Source organism: Kitasatospora sp. NPDC054768 (assembly GCF_053612025.1).
Genome location: NZ_JBSHBN010000195.1, coordinates 1 through 16,306, shown reverse-complemented (window position 1 = coordinate 16,306; position 16,306 = coordinate 1). Strand labels below are relative to the sequence as shown.

The 16,306-nt window shown below is 75.1% G+C and carries 12 protein-coding genes; 5 read left to right on the top strand and 7 right to left on the bottom strand.

Annotated elements, in window-relative coordinates; all coding sequences use genetic code 11:
* The first annotated feature begins 182 nt into the window (after nt 1-182).
* From ACWGKU_RS36185 to ACWGKU_RS36175, 3 genes are all read left to right on the top strand, one after another.
* The gene (locus tag ACWGKU_RS36185; RefSeq protein WP_452177186.1) at nt 183-1,616 is read left to right on the top strand and encodes an FGGY family carbohydrate kinase; all 1,434 of its coding nucleotides are present in this window, start codon (nt 183-185) and stop codon (nt 1,614-1,616) included.
* Between the two features lie 101 nt (nt 1,617-1,717).
* Complete coding sequence (locus ACWGKU_RS36180; RefSeq protein ID WP_401054917.1) at nt 1,718-3,121, top strand: glutamate decarboxylase; 1,404 nt, start codon at nt 1,718-1,720, stop codon at nt 3,119-3,121.
* A 397-nt stretch (nt 3,122-3,518) separates the two neighbouring features.
* Entirely contained in the window at nt 3,519-4,712 is a 1,194-nt protein-coding gene (locus ACWGKU_RS36175) for a DUF2690 domain-containing protein (protein WP_452177187.1), read from the top strand.
* Between the two features lie 13 nt (nt 4,713-4,725).
* Here the strand turns inward: ACWGKU_RS36175 and ACWGKU_RS36170 are convergent, their stop codons facing one another.
* The 5 genes from ACWGKU_RS36170 to ACWGKU_RS36150 all read right to left on the bottom strand — a co-directional run bounded on the left by ACWGKU_RS36170 (nt 4,726) and on the right by ACWGKU_RS36150 (nt 11,689).
* Complete coding sequence (locus ACWGKU_RS36170; RefSeq protein ID WP_452177188.1) at nt 4,726-5,946, bottom strand: RNA polymerase sigma factor; 1,221 nt, start codon at nt 5,944-5,946, stop codon at nt 4,726-4,728.
* A gap of 127 nt (nt 5,947-6,073) precedes the next feature.
* Complete coding sequence (gene dnaG, locus ACWGKU_RS36165; RefSeq protein ID WP_452177189.1) at nt 6,074-7,981, bottom strand: DNA primase; 1,908 nt, start codon at nt 7,979-7,981, stop codon at nt 6,074-6,076.
* 57 nt (nt 7,982-8,038) lie between these two features.
* Nucleotides 8,039-9,349 carry a deoxyguanosinetriphosphate triphosphohydrolase gene (locus tag ACWGKU_RS36160; RefSeq protein ID WP_401048409.1) on the bottom strand — a complete coding sequence of 437 codons (1,311 nt, stop codon included), beginning with the start codon at nt 9,347-9,349 and terminating at the stop codon, nt 8,039-8,041.
* Nucleotides 9,350-9,549: 200 nt separating this feature from the next.
* Nucleotides 9,550-10,557, bottom strand: coding sequence for an SGNH/GDSL hydrolase family protein (locus tag ACWGKU_RS36155; RefSeq protein WP_452177190.1), 1,008 nt, complete (start codon nt 10,555-10,557; stop codon nt 9,550-9,552).
* A gap of 187 nt (nt 10,558-10,744) precedes the next feature.
* On the bottom strand, nt 10,745-11,689 hold the full coding sequence (locus ACWGKU_RS36150; RefSeq protein ID WP_359902927.1) for a PAC2 family protein: 945 nt from the start codon (nt 11,687-11,689) through the stop codon (nt 10,745-10,747).
* A 706-nt stretch (nt 11,690-12,395) separates the two neighbouring features.
* Between ACWGKU_RS36150 and ACWGKU_RS36145 the strand changes: the two genes are divergently transcribed.
* Nucleotides 12,396-13,130 (top strand): GNAT family N-acetyltransferase, encoded by a 735-nt coding sequence (locus ACWGKU_RS36145; RefSeq protein ID WP_401054503.1) that lies wholly within the window; start codon nt 12,396-12,398, stop codon nt 13,128-13,130.
* Here ACWGKU_RS36145 and ACWGKU_RS36140 read toward each other — a convergent pair.
* Entirely contained in the window at nt 13,120-14,394 is a 1,275-nt protein-coding gene (locus ACWGKU_RS36140) for an ADP-ribosylglycohydrolase family protein (protein WP_452177191.1), read from the bottom strand. The two genes, ACWGKU_RS36145 and ACWGKU_RS36140, sit on opposite strands and share 11 nt — an antisense overlap.
* A 112-nt stretch (nt 14,395-14,506) precedes the next feature.
* Between ACWGKU_RS36140 and ACWGKU_RS36135 the strand changes: the two genes are divergently transcribed.
* Entirely contained in the window at nt 14,507-15,502 is a 996-nt protein-coding gene (locus ACWGKU_RS36135; protein ID WP_359902935.1) for a hypothetical protein, read from the top strand.
* Between the two features lie 60 nt (nt 15,503-15,562).
* Here the strand turns inward: ACWGKU_RS36135 and ACWGKU_RS36130 are convergent, their stop codons facing one another.
* Nucleotides 15,563-16,114, bottom strand: coding sequence for a ribonuclease (locus ACWGKU_RS36130; RefSeq protein WP_452177192.1), 552 nt, complete (start codon nt 16,112-16,114; stop codon nt 15,563-15,565).
* Between the last annotated feature and the right edge of the window lie 192 nt (nt 16,115-16,306).

Below are 16,306 nucleotides of genomic sequence, written 5' to 3'. Positions count from 1 at the left end.
GGGGCCCCCGGCGCGCCCTGGTCCGGGCGGGTGTCCCGCGCCCCCCCGGCCCCGGCGGCTACCCCCCGTCAGTGACGGGACGGTGACGCCGGACCCAAGCGAACCCCAACGCGCGGTCGCGAACCGGCAACGTCTCACCCGGCCCGGACGCGTCCCGGGCCGGGCTGAGGCATGATCTCGGCATGGCCATCGTCGCGGGGATAGACAGCTCGACCAACCGCACCCGGATCGTCGCGTGCGACGCCGACACCGGCGCCGTCCTGCGCTCCGGCAAGGCGCCCCACCCCGTCCCCGAGGACCAGGACCTGCGCCCGGGCGAGGCCGACCCCCAGGTCTGGCTGCACTCGCTCGGCGACGCCGCGACCGGCGGCCTGTTGGAGGGCGTCCGGGCGATCGGCGTCAGCGCCCAGCAGCACGGGATGATCGGCCTGGACGCGGGCGGGGTACAGGTCCGCCCGGCGCTCCTGTGGAACGACCCGCGCTCCAGCGGGGCCGCCGCCAAGCTGCTGGACGCCTTCGGCGGCCCGGCCGCCTGGACCGCCGCGATCGGCGCCGTGCCCGCCCCCACGTACACCATCGCCAAGCTGCGCTGGCTGGCCGAGTTCGAGCCGGCCAACGCCCGTCGGATCGCCGAGGTGCTGCTGCCGCACGACTGGCTGGTCTGGCAGTTGCTCGGCCACCCCAAGCGCCGCACCACCGACCGCGGCGACGCCTCCGGCACCGGCTACTGGTCGCCGATCACCGGCGAGTACCGGCAGGACCTGGTCGAGCTGGCGCTCGGCCACGAGCTCAGGCTGCCCGACGTCCTGCCCCCGGCCGAGCCCGCCGGGCACACCCCCGAGGGCCTGCTGATCTCGGCCGGAACCGGGGACAACATGGCCGCCGCACTCGGCCTGGGCCTCGGCCCGGGCGACGCGGTGGTCTCCCTCGGCAGCGCCGGAACGATCTTCGCGGTGCACGAGGAGGCCGTGGTGGACGCCTCCGGCCTGGTCTCCTCCTTCGCCGACGCCAGCGGCCGGCACCTGCCGATGGTCGCCACCCTCAACGCCGCCGAGGTGCTGCGCTCCACCGCCGCCCTGCTCGGCCGGGACCTGGAGGGCCTGAGCGACCTCGCCCTGCACTCCTCCCCCGGCGCCTACGGCCTGGTGCTGCTGCCCTACCTGGACGGCGAACGCACCCCCGCGCTGCCGCACGCGGCCGGCACCCTGACCGGGCTGCGGGCCGAGGCGATGACCCCTCAGCACCTGGCCCGGGCCGCCGTCGAGGGCATGCTGTGCAACATCGCCGACGCCCTCGACGTGCTGCGCGCCCGGGGCGTCGCGGTGAAGCGGGTGTTCCTGCTCGGCACGGCCGGGCGGCTGGCCGCCGTCCGGCACATCGCCCCGATGCTGTTCGGCGTCCCGGTCGTGGTGCCGCCACCGGGCGCCCACGCCGCCCGCGGGGCCGCCCGGCAGGCCGCGTGGGCGCTGGCGGGCACCCCGGAGCCGCCGGAGTGGGAGCTGCCGGACGCCGAGACCGTCGAGCCCGACGGGGAGCAGGACCTGGCGATCGGCTCGGCGGTGCGTCAGCAGTACCGGGCCGCCCGCGACCAGATCCACCCGGAGGCCGCGGCCTGACCCGGCCCGGGGGCGGTGACGGCCGTGCGGATGCGGCACCCGGCGCCCGGTGGCAGCGTGGAACGGGACACGGCCACCGACGCGGAAGGCGGCAGGACGCCATGGCGCTGCACAAGGGAGCCGGCGGCGACCGCCGGCTGAGCATCGGCCCGTACCCGACCGTCGCCGACCCGTTGGGCGCGATGAAGCTGGCCCCGCCGCTGCACCGGCTCGGCGAGGGCCCGGTCGCGGCCGAGACCACGTACCAGCTGATCCACGACGAGCTGATGCTGGACGGCAACGCGAAGCTCAACCTGGCGACCTTCGTCACCACCTCGATGGACGCCCAGGCCACCCGGCTGATGACCGAGTGCCTCGACAAGAACATGATCGACAAGGACGAGTACCCGCAGACCGCCGAACTGGAGCGGCGCTGCGTGGCGATCCTCGCCGACCTCTGGCACGCCCCCGACCCGGACACCGCCGTCGGCTGCTCCACCACCGGCTCCAGCGAGGCCTGCATGCTGGCCGGCATGGCGCTCAAGCGCCGCTGGATGCGGCGCCACCCCGACCGCTACGCCGCCGGGGCCCGGCCGAACCTGGTGATGGGCGTCAACGTGCAGGTCTGCTGGGAGAAGTTCTGCAACTTCTGGGAGGTCGAGGCCCGCACCGCGCCGATGGAGGGCGACCGCTTCCACCTGGACGCCGAGCGGGCGGCCGCGCTGTGCGACGAGAACACCATCGGTGTGGTCGCCGTGCTCGGCTCCACCTTCGACGGCTCGTACGAGCCGGTCGCGGAGATCTGCGCGGCCCTGGACGCCTTCCAGGAGCGCACCGGCGTCGACGTCCCGGTGCACGTGGACGGCGCCTCCGGCGGCATGGTGGCACCCTTCCTCGACCCGGACCTGTCCTGGGACTTCCGACTGCCCCGGGTCGCCTCGATCAACACCTCCGGCCACAAGTACGGCCTGGTGTATCCCGGGGTGGGCTGGGCGCTCTGGCGCGACAAGGAGGCACTGCCGGAGGAACTGGTCTTCCGGGTCAACTACCTGGGCGGCGAGATGCCGACCTTCGCCCTCAACTTCTCCCGGCCCGGCGCCGAGGTGGTCGCCCAGTACTACATCTTCCTGCGGCTCGGCCGGGATGGCTTCCGGGCCGTCCAGGGCGCCTGCCGCGAGGTCGCCACCTACCTCGCCGGGCGGATCGGGAAGCTGGACGGCTTCCGGCTGCTGACCCGGGGCGACCAGCTGCCGGTGTTCGCCTTCACCACCGAAGGGGACGTCCCGTTCGACGTGTTCGACGTCTCGCGGCGGCTGCGCGAACGCGGCTGGCAGGTGCCGGCGTACGCCTTCCCGGCCAACCGGGAGGACCTGTCGGTGCTCCGGGTGGTCTGCCGCAACGGCTTCTCGCGGGACCTCGCCGACCTGCTGCTGGCCGACCTCGACCGGCTGCTGCCGGAACTGCGGCGCCAGCCCGTCCCGCTCCAGCAGCTCGGGGTGCCGCCCCGCTCGGGCTTCCACCACTGACCCTTCGCACACCCGGGAGAACGTCACGGCGGGGAGGGCGCAGCGAAGCGCCCTCCCCGCCGGACCATCCCGGCGGGCCGGGGCAGCCTCCCCCCGCGAGGCTGCCCCGGTCCGGTGGGGGCCGGGAACGGGTGCGGACCGACGGGTGATCGATCGGCGTCCGAACGGTTCCACCGACGGGTGAACCGCACCGGCCAGAGAACTCTGCACGATGACCACGTGAATGTTCGAGCGTCTCCGGGGGTTGTGAGACACTTCCGTCCGTCTCAGCGCCATGACCTGGGGTTTGGGACGCCAGGCCGATCAGGTTGGAGAAGCGGAGACGCCGAACGGCCCGGGCCGGGACCTGCCGCTCACCCGTTCCCCGTCCCCGTTTCTCTAGTTTGGAGCGCCCGCGTTGGGTTCCGCCTGGAAGCAGCTGCCCGAGGAGCTGTCCGAGCCCGCCAGACGCCTGGCGGAGGAGCTCCGGGCCATCAAGGACACCGCCGGACTGTCACTGTCCGAACTGGCCGCCCGGACCCACTACAGCCGGGCCTCCTGGGAGCGCTGGCTCAACGGCAAACGGGTCGTCACCGAGCAGGCGCTGGACGCGCTGGTCGGGACGGTCGACTGCGACGCGGCCGCGCTGCGGGCGCTGTGGCGGCGGGCGGTGGCGGGGCCGGAGGCCGCGGCGCCGGTCACGGGCGCGGGCGCGGGCTCCGGCGCAGGCACGGACGCGGGCGCGGGCGCGGCGGTCGCCGAGGAGCGCGACGGCCAGGGCCCGCAGCGGCCGGCCGTCGCTGACGAACCCCCGGGCCCCGAGGAGTCCGCGGCCAAAAGCCCCGCCCCCGAGGAGACCACCGCCCCTGAACCGGCCGCCGGCGAGGCGCCGGCGACCGGGCAGGAGTCCGGGCCCGCCCCCCTCGTCTGGTGGCGGCGTCCGGCGGCGCTGCTCTCCGGCGCGGCCGTGCTGGCACTGCTGCTGGTGTTGGTGGGCCTGCGGATCAGCCGGCACGACGGGCAGGCCTCGGCGGCCGACCGGCCCGCCGCGACGGCCGACGCCGGCACCTCCCCCAGCGCCAAGCCCGCCCCGGGCGCCCCGGCCTGTCAGGCCGTCGGCTGCGCGCACAAGGACCCGAAGACCACCGGCTGCGGCAAGGACGCCCGGACGCTGCAGACCCAGGTGATCGGCAAGGTGGTCGTCTACCTCCGGTACAGCCGGACCTGCCGGGCGGCCTGGGCGGCCATCACCGAGGGCGAGCCGAAGGACTACGCGACGATCAGCGACAGCGCCGGCGACGCCGAGACGGCGCTCATCCACTGGGGCTACGACAACTACTCGGCGATGCTGAACGCGGCGGACCCGACCGTCACCTTCCAGGTCTGCGGCTACCAGCCGGCCGGCCACGACTGCACCGCGGTGGTCTCCGACCTGGCCATGGTGGTGGCCTCCACCCCGATCCCGATCGGTCCCGCCTCTCCCCCGCCGGGCACCGGCGCGGGAGCGCCCACGACCCCGGCCCCGGCCACACCGGCCGACCCGGCACCGGCCGACCCGGCAGCACCGGCCGCCGCTCCGACCGAGTCGACCGAGTCGGCCGGTCCGTCCTGACCACGACCGGCCGCTAGTCGAGGTAGCCGCGCAGCTGCTCCGCGCTGGCGTGGTCGCGGAGCTTGACCAGGGTCTTCGACTCGATCTGGCGGATCCGCTCCCGCGTGACACCGAACACCGCGCCGATCTCCTCCAGCGTGCGCGGGCGGCCGTCGTCCAGCCCGTAGCGGAGCTGGACCACCTGGCGCTCCCGCTCCCCCAGGGTGGCCAGGACCGCCTCCAGGTGCTGGCGCAGCAGCAGGAAGGTCGCGGACTCGGCGGGCGAGGCGGCGTCGGCGTCCTCGATCAGGTCCCCGAGCGCGACGTCCTCCTCCTCGCCGACCGGCGTGTGCAGCGAGATCGGCTCCTGGGCCAGCCGCAGCAGCTCGCGCACCCGTTCCTCGGTCAGCTCCAGGGCGGCGGCGATCTCGGCCGCCGTCGGTTCCAGGCCGCGCTCCTGGAGCAGGCCGCGCTTGGCCCGGACCACCCGGTTGATCAGCTCGACCACGTGCACCGGCACCCGGATCGTCCGGGCCTGGTCGGCCAGCGCCCGGCTCATCGCCTGCCGGATCCACCAGGTCGCGTACGTGGAGAACTTGAAGCCGCGGGTGTAGTCGAACTTCTCCACCGCCCGGATCAGTCCCAGGTTGCCCTCCTGGACCAGGTCCAGCAGGGTCAGTCCGCGGCCGACGTAGCGCTTGGCGACGGAGACCACCAGCCGCAGGTTCGCCTCGATCAGCCGCCGCTTGGCGATCCGGCCCCGCACCACCAGGGAGTCCAGCTCGACGGCCAGCGGGTCGGGCGGCGGCGGATCGCCGTTCAGCCGCTCCTCGGCGAAGATGCCGGCCTCCACCCGGCGGGCCAGCTCGACCTCCTCCGCGGCGGTGAGCAGGCGGATCCGGCCGATCTCGCGCAGGTACTGGCGCAGCAGGTCGGCGGCCGGCCCGGTGTCCTCGGCGGGCCCCCGGCGCTCCCGCCGGTCCTCGGCCCCGGCCCGCGCTCCGGGCGAGGGCTCGAACCCGGACACGGCCCCGGGCTCGGCCTCGGGGACGGCCTCGGCCTCGGGGGCCGGGCTGTCCGGGTGGCCCTCCGGCAGGCCCTGGGCGGGGATCCGGGCACCGTCCGGGGGCGCGGCCCGGGCCCGGCCGTGGTGGGTCTCCTGCTCCCCGGTCTCCTGCGGTCCGGCCGGTCCGGCCGGTCCGGCGGGCTTCGTTCCCGTACTGGTGGTGGTCGCTGCGACGAGGCCTTGCTCCACGGGCATCCCCTCGGGGCGGGCGCGACTCTGGCGGACCCGCGCTGTACGGAGGTGGGACGTCCTCCAGTGTGCGGTACGCCACGCTCCGTGGCCGAGACTCGTGCGCCGACTTTCTGTGAAGCGAACGCTAGAGAGCGGCCGCACCCCGGCTGCGCAGCTCCTGCCCGTACTGCTGGAGCTGCCACAGCTCGGTCTGCACCGCGTGCAGCTGTTCGGCCTCGGCCCGGGGGCCGAGCCGCTGGAGGTAGCCGCGGACCTCGGTGATCCGCCGGTCCACCGCCAGCATGCGCAGCTTGACCAGGAACTCCCCCGCGTAGATCGCGTCCACCTTGCGGCGCGAGCGCACCGGCTCGACGGTCAGCTCGGTGACCAGCGAGCGCACCTGGTCGTCCGGGGACGCCTCGCGCACCGCGCTGGTGAAGTCGGGCAGGCCGGCCCCGTGCGCGGCGCCGCCGGCCTTGGCGATGGCCCGCCGGACGGCGGTGTACGGCGGGGTCGGGAACTCGTCCTCGCCGTAGTGGTCGAAGGCCGGACTGACCAGGTCCGGGTGCTGGAGCGCCAGCTTGAGCAGCTCGCGCTCGACGAACTGGGCCGGGTCGCGCGGGTTGAGCCGGAAGGCGGGCTGCGCCGGGCGCTGCGACGGGGCCTGCTCCGGGCGGCGCTGGGCGGCCGCGCCGCGCGGGTTCTGCTGGCGCTCGCGGTCCCAGCGGGCCAGCTGGGAGATCCGGCGGACGACGAACTGCTCGTCCAGGATGCCGAGCATGCCGGCCAGGCGGACGGCGTACTCGTGCTGGATCGAGCGGTCCTTGATCTTGGCGACGATCGGGGCCGACTCCTCCAGTGCCGCCGAACGCCCCTCCGGGGTGTCCACCCGGTGCCGGGCCACCACCGAGTTCAGCGCGAACTCGAAGAGCGGGACCGGGTTGTCGATCAGGTGCTTGACCGCCTCGTCGCCCTGGGCCAGGCGCAGCTCGCACGGGTCCATGCCGCCCGGGCTGACCGCGATGGAGGTCTTGGCGGCGAACTTCTGGTCGTCCTCGAAGGCGCGCAGGGCGGCCTTCTGGCCGGCCGCGTCGCCGTCGAAGGTGAAGACGGTCTCGCCCCGGTACTGCGAGGTGTCCATCAGGAGCCGGCGGATGATCTTGATGTGGTCCTCGGCGAAGGCGGTGCCGCAGGTGGCCACCGCCGAGGTGACCCCGGCCAGGTGGCAGGCCATCACGTCGGTGTAGCCCTCGACCACCACCGCGCGGCCCGACTTGGCGATCTCCTTCTTCGCCAGGTCGATGCCGTACAGCACGTGGGACTTCTTGTAGATCGGGGTCTCGGGCGTGTTGAGGTACTTCGGGCCGTTGTCGTCCTCGCGCAGGCGGCGGGCGCCGAAGCCGACCACCTCGCCGGCGATGTCCCGGATCGGCCAGACCAGCCGGCCCCGGAAGCGGTCGATCAGGCCGCCGCGCTGGCCCTGCGAGGCGAGGCCGCCCAGCAGGATCTCCTTGTCGGTGAAGCCCTTGCCGCGCAGGTAGCGGACCAGGTGCTCCCACCCCACGGGGGCGTAGCCGACGCCGAAGACCGTGGCGGCCTCCTCGTCGAAGCCGCGCTCGGCCAGGAAGCGGCGGCCGATCTCCGCCTCCGGCGAGGCCAGCTGCTCCCGGTAGTAGGCGGCGGCCACCTTGTGCGCCTCGACCAGCCGGGTGCGCTCGCCCTGCTGGTGGCGGGGGCTGTAGCCGCCCTCCTCGTAGCGCAGGGTGATGCCGGCCTGGGCGGCCATCCGCTCGACGGCCTCGGCGAAGGTGAAGTGCTCGATCTTCATCAGGAAGGCGATGGTGTCGCCGTTCTCCTGGCAGCCGAAGCAGTGGAAGACGCCCTTGGCGGGGTTCACGTAGAAGGAGGCGGACTTCTCGTCGTGGAAGGGGCAGACGCCCTTGTACTCGCCACCGCCACCGTTGGTCAGCTGTACGTAGTCGCCGACCACCGCGTCGATCGGCAGTGCGCTGCGCACCGCCTGTACGTCTTCGTCCCTGATCCGCCCGGCCACCCCGGAAGTCTACTGGGGCGGCCGGGCATTCGATCCGCGGCGGCCGCCTCCGGGCGGCTACGCCCAGGCGGCGCCGACCAGCTTGGCGTGCAGGGCCAGGGCCGAGGCGTCCGTGAGGGTGGCGATCTGGTCGATGACCGTGCGCAGGGCGGCGCGGTCGTCCTCGGCCTCGCGGTACATGGCGGCGAACACCGGGTCCAGCCCCTCGGGGGCGCGCTGGGTGAGGACGTACGCCAGCTCGGCGATCACGATCCGCTGGCGGGCCCGCAGCTGGGTCTGCTCGTCGCGCTGCATGACGTAGCGGACGGCGACCGCCTTGAGCACCGCGCACTCCAGCCGGACGTCCCTCGGCACCACCAGCTCGGCGGTGTAGCGGGTGAGCCGGCCGGGGCCGTAGCGGGCGCGGGTGGCCTGCTCGGCGGCCAGGCAGAAGCGGCCGATCAGCTGGCTGGTGAGGTCCTTGAGCCCGCCCCGGGCGCGGGCGGTGCCGTCGTAGGAGCGGGGCCACCACTCCTGGGCGAGCAGCCGGTCCAGGGCGTCGGACAGCTCCTGGGGCTCGGCGTCCCGGGCGTAGCGCTCGGCGACCTTGAAGAGCTCGGCGCGCTCACCGGGGGCGCGCAGGGCGGCCGGGTCGATGTGGCCGGCCTGGAGGCCGTCCTCGACGTCGTGGGTGGAGTAGGCCACGTCGTCGGACCAGTCCATCACGGTGGCCTCGAAGCACTTGCGCCCGGTCGGGGAGCCGGCCCGCAGCCAGCGGAAGACCGGCAGGTCGTCGGCGTAGACGCCGTACTTGGGCGAGGCCGGGTCGGTGGGGTGGGCACCCTTGGTCCACGGGTACTTGGTGGCGGCGTCGAGGGCGGCCCGGCTCAGGTTGAGGCCGACGCTGCGGCCCGGCCAGGGGGCGAGCCGGGTGGCGGGCTGCTCCTCCTGGGGCGCGAAGCGCTTGGGTTCGAGCCGGGTCAGGATGCGCAGCGACTGGGCGTTGCCCTCGAAGCCGCCGCAGGCCTCGGCGGCCTGGTCGAGGGCCTCCTCGCCGGTGTGGCCGAACGGCGGGTGGCCGATGTCGTGGGCCAGGCAACCGGTCTCCACGAGGTCCGGGTCGCAGCCCAGGGCGGCCCCCAACTCCCGCCCGACCTGGGCGCATTCGAGGGAGTGGGTGAGCCGGGTGCGCGGGAAGTCGCTGCGCATCGGGGCGACCACCTGGGTGGTGCCGGCCAGCCGGCGCAGCGCGGCCGAGTGCAGCACCCGGGCACGGTCGCGCTGGAAGGCCGTACGGCCCGGGCGCTTGTCGGGTTCGGGGACCCAGCGGGCCTCGGCAGCGTGGTCGTACGGGATCGGGGCGGCGAGGCGGTGCGTGGTGTCGTCCATATGCCCTTCACCGTACGCCGGGCCCCCGACACGCGGGGTGTGCCGCGCGCGAAGGAGCGCGGGCCGGGGCGTGAACGGTGCGCGGCACGCGGGTGCCCGCCCCGGCGAGTCGACCCCACCCGGACGGCGCAGCCCCGCGCGCGCCCTACGCCCTACGCCCTACGCCCCTGCGTCCCGAACGTCCCCCGGCCCGGGCGGCCTCAGCCCCTGATCGCCTTCAGGACCACGCCGGACACCGCCTCCTGCCCCTTGGCGTTGGGGTGGATCGGCACCAGCCCCTGGGCCGGCAGGGGCGGCTCCACCCAGCGCTTGTCCTCCCCCGCGCACATGTCGTGCCCGGCCGAGGGCCCGGCGAGGTCCACGAACACCGCTCCGGCGGCCTCCGCGCGCTTCTTGAGCATGCCGTTCAGCTGCTGCTGCTTCTCCACCAGGAAGCCCAGGTCGGAGGCGGCCACGGCGTTGCCGAGCACCGGCAGGCAGCTCGCCGGGTCGGCCGGGAGCAGCCCCGGGTACCCGATCACGTACACCCTGGCCTTCGGGGAGCGCTTCTTGACGTCCTGGAGCACCTGGCCGATCCGGTCGCCGGCCGCCTCCACCTTGCGCTGGACGTCGTCGGTGCCGTTGCCGGCCGCGTAGTGGTCCCGGCAGGGCGAATCGCTGATCCGGTCGGCACTGTCGGTGATCACGCCCTTGACGATGTCCACCAGGTTGGCCTTGGCGCACTCGGTCACGACCTCCATGAAACCGGCGTCGTTGCCGCCGATCCCCAGGGTGACCAGCCGGGTGTCCGCGGTCAGCGCGTCCAGCTGGGCCGGGTTGGTGCCGTCCGCGACCTTCTGCGGACCGGTCAGGTCCCCGGTGCGGGCGCCGCTGCAGCTGACGTCCTTGAACTGCCCGGCGGCGAGCGAGAGCTCCTTCGCCACCAGGGACGGGTAGTTGGCCCCGGAGCGGTAGCAGGCGCCCGGCTCGCCGACCTGCGGCGGGAGCTTCATCCCGGCCGTGTACGAGTCGCCGAGCGCGACGTACGGGCCGGTCGGCGGCGGGGCGGCGGTCGGCGACGGGTTCGCGCCGGCCTGCGCGCGGCCGGGCGTCGCGCCGGCGGCGGCGCTCCCCTGCTGGTCGGTACCGGCGTTGTCGGTGCAGCCGGCCAGCAGCACTGCGGCCAGTCCGACGGTCAGGGCGATGGTCGGGCGTGCGGTCCTCGGCATGGTCTCCCCCCGGGGATACGGGTCACGGTCGGCTCCTTACGGCGGCCCGTCCCCCGGGCACACCAGGGGCCAACGAACGATCGCGGCCGATCACTCCCACCCGCGCCCGATCGCCGCACGACGAGCCGGATCCGGCCGGAATCCGCCCCTCGGACCCCGTCCGGCCGCCCGGTTCCGCCCGCCCCGGCTACTCCGCGCCGCGCTCGTGCTCGGCCAGGAACTGCTCGAAGCGCCGCCCCAGTTCGTCCGCCGAGGGCAGGTCCGCCGGCTCGGCCAGCAGGCTCTCCCGGCCCTCCGCGCCCGCCACGGCGTCGTACTGGCCCTCCATGCCGCGGATCGCCGAGCGCAACTCGCCGTCCCCCTGGGCCAGCTGCTCCTCGATGTCGGCGTAGACCTCGGGGACCCGCTCGCGCAGCCCGGTACCGGGCAGCACCAGCCCGGTGGCGGACTGCACCGCCTCCAGGACCTGGACGGCCGCCGCCGGGTAGGCGGAGCGGGCCACGTAGTGCGGGACGTGCACGGCGAAGCCCAGGACGTCGTGCCCGGCCTCGCCCAGGCGGTACTCCACCAGCGCCTGGGCACTGCCCGGGACCTGCGCCTGCTCGAACCACTGCGGGTAGCCCGGGGCGAGGTCCAGCCGGTTGCCGTGCGGCGTCAGGCCGACCGGGCGGGTGTGCGGCACGCCCATCGGGATGCCGTGGAAGTCGATGGAGAGCCGCACCTCGAAGCGGTCCACCAGCTCGCGGACGGCACGCGCGAAGCGCTCCCACTCGACGTCCGGCTCGGGGCCGGTGAGCAGCAGGAACGGCGCACCGGCGGCGTCGTGGACGAGCTGGAGCAGGATCTCCGGCGGGTCGTAGGACGTCCAGTGGTCGTGGTCGAAGACCATCGCCGGGCGACGGGCCCGGTAGTCCACCAGACGGTCGTGGTCGAAGCGGGCCACCACCTGCGGCGCGCCCGTCTCCAGCAGGTGGGCCACCACCTGGCCGCCGGCCTCCCCGGCGTCCATGAAGCCCTCGAAGTGCTGGAGCAGCACGAGGCCGGCACCGGTGTCGCGCAACTGCTCGTTGGCCGCGGCAACGGCGGCCACGCCCTGCTGATCCAGCTCGTACAACGCCTGGAAGTCACGCACCGCGCACCCAACCCCGTTCCCTGCTCGTCCCGGTCGACCGGCTTCTCGTCCTGTCCAGCGCGCCGGGCGCCGCCGGAATTCCCACCCCCGGCCCCCGCCCTGCGGACCTCCCGCCCGCGCGCCCCGCGGGGCCCGTCCGACGGCTCCCCGCGGGGCTCGCCCGACGGCCTCGGACGAGCGCTCCGGACCATGATCGCACCCGGCCGAAGACTCCCTGGTCAGGGCCCTGCGAGGGGCCGGTCCGCAGGGCACGCGAACGGCCCGCGCGGCCATTCGCGTGCCGCGAAGTGACGCACCGCCTTCTGGCGGGTATCGTCCTCTCGCTGCCTCGCATCGTCGCGTCGTCGTCACGTCGTCCGTAACGCCGTCGGCCACGTCCCGGTCCGGTGCTCGGCCAGCCACCCACGACGCATCTTGCCTTCACCTGGCCGCCTGCTTCCCTTCGCGCTCTCGTACCCTCCTCGGCCATCTCGCGGACGCACACTGTCCCGTCGCTCTTCCCGCCGGACCGGTCCGAGGATCCGTGTCCGTTCCGGCACCCCGCGCCGCCCGTTCCGGGCCGCCGCCCCCACCCCGTCCGACCGGACCTCCGGCGTGCGCGGGTACCCGGCCGGCGGACCCGGGCCCAGGCGTACCCAGCCCAGAGCACCCCGAGCCGTACCCCGGCGCGGGAGCCACCCTCCGACCGATGAAGGACCAAGGTTCCGTGCCCGTACCTGTCATCCTCACCGGCCGCACCGTGCGGCTGGAGCCCCTCGCCGCGCACCATGCCGAGGCCATCGCCGAGGCCGGCGCCGAGGACCGTACGACCTACGCCTTCACCCCCGTCCCGCACGGCCGGGAGGCCGCCCGCGACTACGTCGCGCGGGCGCTCGCCGACCAGGCCGCGGGCCGGTCACTGCCGTTCGCGACGGTGAACCTCGCCGACGGCCGGGTGGTCGGCTCCACCCGGTTCCTGGAACTCGACTACTGGCAGGGCCCGATGGTGTGGCCGCCCGTGCCCGGGGTCCCGTTCGGCGATCCGGCCACGGCCGTCCCGGACGCGGCCGAGATCGGCAACACCTGGCTCTCGCCGCGCGCCCAGGGCACCGGCATCAACACCGAGGCCAAGCTGCTGATGCTGCGCCACGCCTTCGAGACCTGGGGCGTGCAGCGGATCTCGCTGCGCGCGGACGCCCGCAACCTGCGCTCGCGCACCGCCATCGAACGGCTCGGCGCGACCTCCGAGGGCGTCCGCCGGGCGCACTCGCGCGGGCTGGACGGCGTGGTGCGCTCCACCGCGTTCTACTCGATCCTCGACGACGAGTGGCCGGCCGTCCGGGACATCATCGAGCTGCGGATCGCCGCCGCCACCTCGCCGAGCGCCCCGGATCCGGCGATCAACCAGGAGTGCCTTAGACAGGGCGGCAGCGGCGCCGGGCAGCTGATGATCACCGCCTGAGGCCGTCCCGGAACGGCTCGTGGCCGAAGACGGCCACCGGCAGGACGGCCGACAGCGCGTCGTGGTCGTCCCAGGCCCGGTGGCGTCCCGGGTGCGCCTCGACCAGGGCCTCCACCGGCCGCCAGCCACCCCGCACCCGGGCCACCCGGACCCGGTAGACCTCCGCGCCGTCCACGCCGCGGTACAGGTGCAACACACCCTCGGAGACGACCGGGACCCAGCGCTCGTCCGCGCCCCGGGCCCGCAGGCCGCGCCTGATCCGCTCCCAGTCGGCGTCCGACCAGAGCAGGTCGGGCACGGGGTGCGGGCGGGGCAGGCCGATCGGCGTCAGGTGCGGTTCGCCGGCCGCGCGGACGCCGCCCGGCTCCGGGAACGCCCAGTCGGGCAGCGGCTCGCAGGCGGCCAGCCAGGTCCGCGGGATGCCGCCGGTGCCGGTGTGCGCGGCCACCACCCCGCCGGTGATCGCCGCGACGGTGTCCATGTCGCCGCCGGCCGCGATCGCGTCCCACACGGCGGCGCGGTAGTCGGCCAGGTTCCGGGCGGCGCACCACAGCGCGTACGGGACGGTGTCCGCCGCGGACGTCCGGCTGCCGTTGCCGAGCACCTGCGCGGCGAGCCGGAAGTCCGACCGGGCGAGCAGCCCGCGAGCCTCCACCAGGCCGTCCCTGACCGCCCCGTTCGGGGTGAGGCCGGCCACCGACTCCAGGAAGCGCTCCGGTGTCATCGGCCGGGTGCGGGCCCGCACCGCGTACGCGGCCGCCACCGCGACCGCGATCGCGCCGTCCACGGCCTGCGGGTGGGTGTGGGTGATGACGGCGGTGTCGGCGGCGGGCCGGACGACGGCGGCCGGGTCCTCGGCGTACGCCGCCCCCAGCGGGGCGACCCGCATCGCGGCGCCGTTGCCGTAGGAGCCCTGGCCGTCGAAGAGTTCGGCGGCCAGCCGCCGGGCGTCGCCGCCCTCGCGGATCAGCCGGAGCAGCCGGTTGGCGGCCGGGCCGTAGCCGCGGTCGAAGTCGTGGCGCAGGGCGAAGGCGTAGGTGAGGTCGAAGGTGTCGATCGCGCCGCGCTCGGTGTGCGCGGCGTGGACCGAGCAGGCCATCTCGGTGTCGTCGGTCCAGGGCCAGGGGCCGGGCGGTTCGGTGCGGGCGGCGAGGTGGGTCCGGGCGGTCTCCGGGACGAAGAACTGGGCTCCGAGGGCGTCGCCCGTGCGGAGGCCGAGGAGCGCGTCCAGCGCGGGGCCGGCGTGCGTGAATGGAATGGTCATATGGCATCCAGCTGAGCGGCTCGGCCGCCGTCGCGTCAACACCCGTGACCGCCGGCCCCACCGACGGGGGATGTTTCGCATACCTCCGATTCCGGCGGGCAGGCACCGGGGCATGACCCGCGCGAATCCCCTCGATCCGGTCGCCCTGCTCGGCGCCGACCAGCAGCACATCGCCACCCGCGCGCAGCTGCGCCGGCTCGGGGTGCCCTCCGGCACCATCGCCCACCGGCTGCGGCCGGGCGGGCCGTGGCAGCAGGTGCTGCCCCGGGTGATCTGCCTGCAGAGCGGAAGACTGACGTTCCATCAGAGGCTGCGGGCCGCCCTGGCGTACGCGACGCCGAAGGGACGCGAACCACGGACCGGGGAGGTGCTGCTGACCGGCCTGGCGGTCCTGGCCGAGGCCGGACTGCCGAGCGCCGGCCACCCGTCCGACCTGAACGCGGTCGACATCCTGATCCCCGGCCAACGACGGGTCGGGGACCGGGAGTTCGTCCGGATCCACCGGGCGTCCGGGGCGATGCCGGGCGGCTTCGAACGCGCCGACGGACTGTGGAGCACCACGGTCGCCCGGGCCCTGGCGGACCTCGCGCCGAGGGAGACCGGGCAGCGCCGGTTCCGGGCGCTGTGCGCGGAGGCCGTCCAGCGGCGGCACTGCGAACTCGGCGAACTGCTCGACCAGTTGCTGTCCCGCCCGGGTGCGCTCGGGCTGCCCCAGGTGGCCGGGGTGGTGGAGGAGCTGACGGTCGGGGTGCGGTCGGTGGTGGAGGGCGAGGCCCGCGAACTGCTGGCGCACGCCGGGCTGCCGGACCCGCTGTGGAACCCGGTGCTCTTCCTGGACGGCCGCTTCCTCGCCGTCCCGGACGCCTACTGGCCGCACGCCTGCGTGGCCCTGGAGATCGACTCCCGCGCCTGGCACCTGCGCCCGGCCGAGCACGAACGGGGGCTGGCCCGCGCCAACCGCCTCACCGCCGCAGGCCTCCCGGTGGTGCGCACCACCCCGGCCCAGCTCCGCCGCGACCCGGCCCCGGTGCTCCACGAGCTGACGGCCCTGGTCACCACCGGCCCGCACGCACCGCACCCCCGGATCACCTGGCGGCGGGCGCGGTGAGGCGGGCCCGCGCGGTGAGGCGGGCCGCCGACGCGGTGCGGGCGGCCCGGGCGGCCCCGTTCAGCAGCGGGAGTCGATCTCCTGGAAGGTGGCGTAGTGGTCGGCGGACCAGTACTGCTCGCCGGAGTCGCCGGTCACCACCCGGCGGGTGCCGCGGTCGTTGGAGCCCGGGGTGACCACGGTGTACTCGTGGTAGTAGCCGCCGGTCTTCTTGGGGAGGCGGCTCTCCCGGTTCTCGAAGACGATGCCGTCGCGGTTGTACGGGTAGGGCCCGCCCTTGGCGATCAGACCGAGGGTGTCCTGGGCCTGGCCGGGGAGCTTGGTGCGGCAGACGTCGGCCATGGCCGGGTCGGTCGGGACCCAGGACCCGGCCGGGGCCGGGGTGCTGCCGGCACCCCCGGCGGGCGGGGTCGGCTTGGGGGCCGAGGGCTTGGGCGCCGCGGACCCTGACGTCGTGGCACCGGTGCCGGCGGCCGCGCCGGCACTCCCGGTGGCGCTCGCGGCGGCCTTGGGGTGGCTGCTCCCCCGGTTGGCGAGGAGGTACCCGGCCCCGGCCAGGAGCGCCAGGATCAGCACGGCCACGACGACGAGCGGGTTTTTGCGGTTGGTCATGCGGTCCAGCTTGGCAGGCGGCCGGGCCGCTCCGGGGGAACCGCACACGTGGCCGCCGCCACACCGGCCGGCGCGGCGGCCCGGGCGCACAAAACGTACGGCCCGGGCGGGGGCGAGGGCGGGGGCGTCGGGCAGGCCGCCGTCGACCGCGAGCCGGTAGTCCCCCCGGGCGGGGGCGGGTCGGGCGGGCCG

Coding starts and splice junctions, on each gene's coding strand:
- ACWGKU_RS36160 (WP_401048409.1), bottom strand. CDS start 9,349: ATGGACGACACCACGCACCGCCTCGCCGCCCCGATCCCGTACGACCAC.
- ACWGKU_RS36130 (WP_452177192.1), bottom strand. CDS start 16,114: ATGACCAACCGCAAAAACCCGCTCGTCGTCGTGGCCGTGCTGATCCTG.
- ACWGKU_RS36180 (WP_401054917.1), top strand. CDS start 1,718: ATGGCGCTGCACAAGGGAGCCGGCGGCGACCGCCGGCTGAGCATCGGC.
- ACWGKU_RS36185 (WP_452177186.1), top strand. CDS start 183: ATGGCCATCGTCGCGGGGATAGACAGCTCGACCAACCGCACCCGGATC.
- ACWGKU_RS36140 (WP_452177191.1), bottom strand. CDS start 14,394: ATGACCATTCCATTCACGCACGCCGGCCCCGCGCTGGACGCGCTCCTC.
- ACWGKU_RS36135 (WP_359902935.1), top strand. CDS start 14,507: ATGACCCGCGCGAATCCCCTCGATCCGGTCGCCCTGCTCGGCGCCGAC.
- ACWGKU_RS36155 (WP_452177190.1), bottom strand. CDS start 10,557: ATGCCGAGGACCGCACGCCCGACCATCGCCCTGACCGTCGGACTGGCC.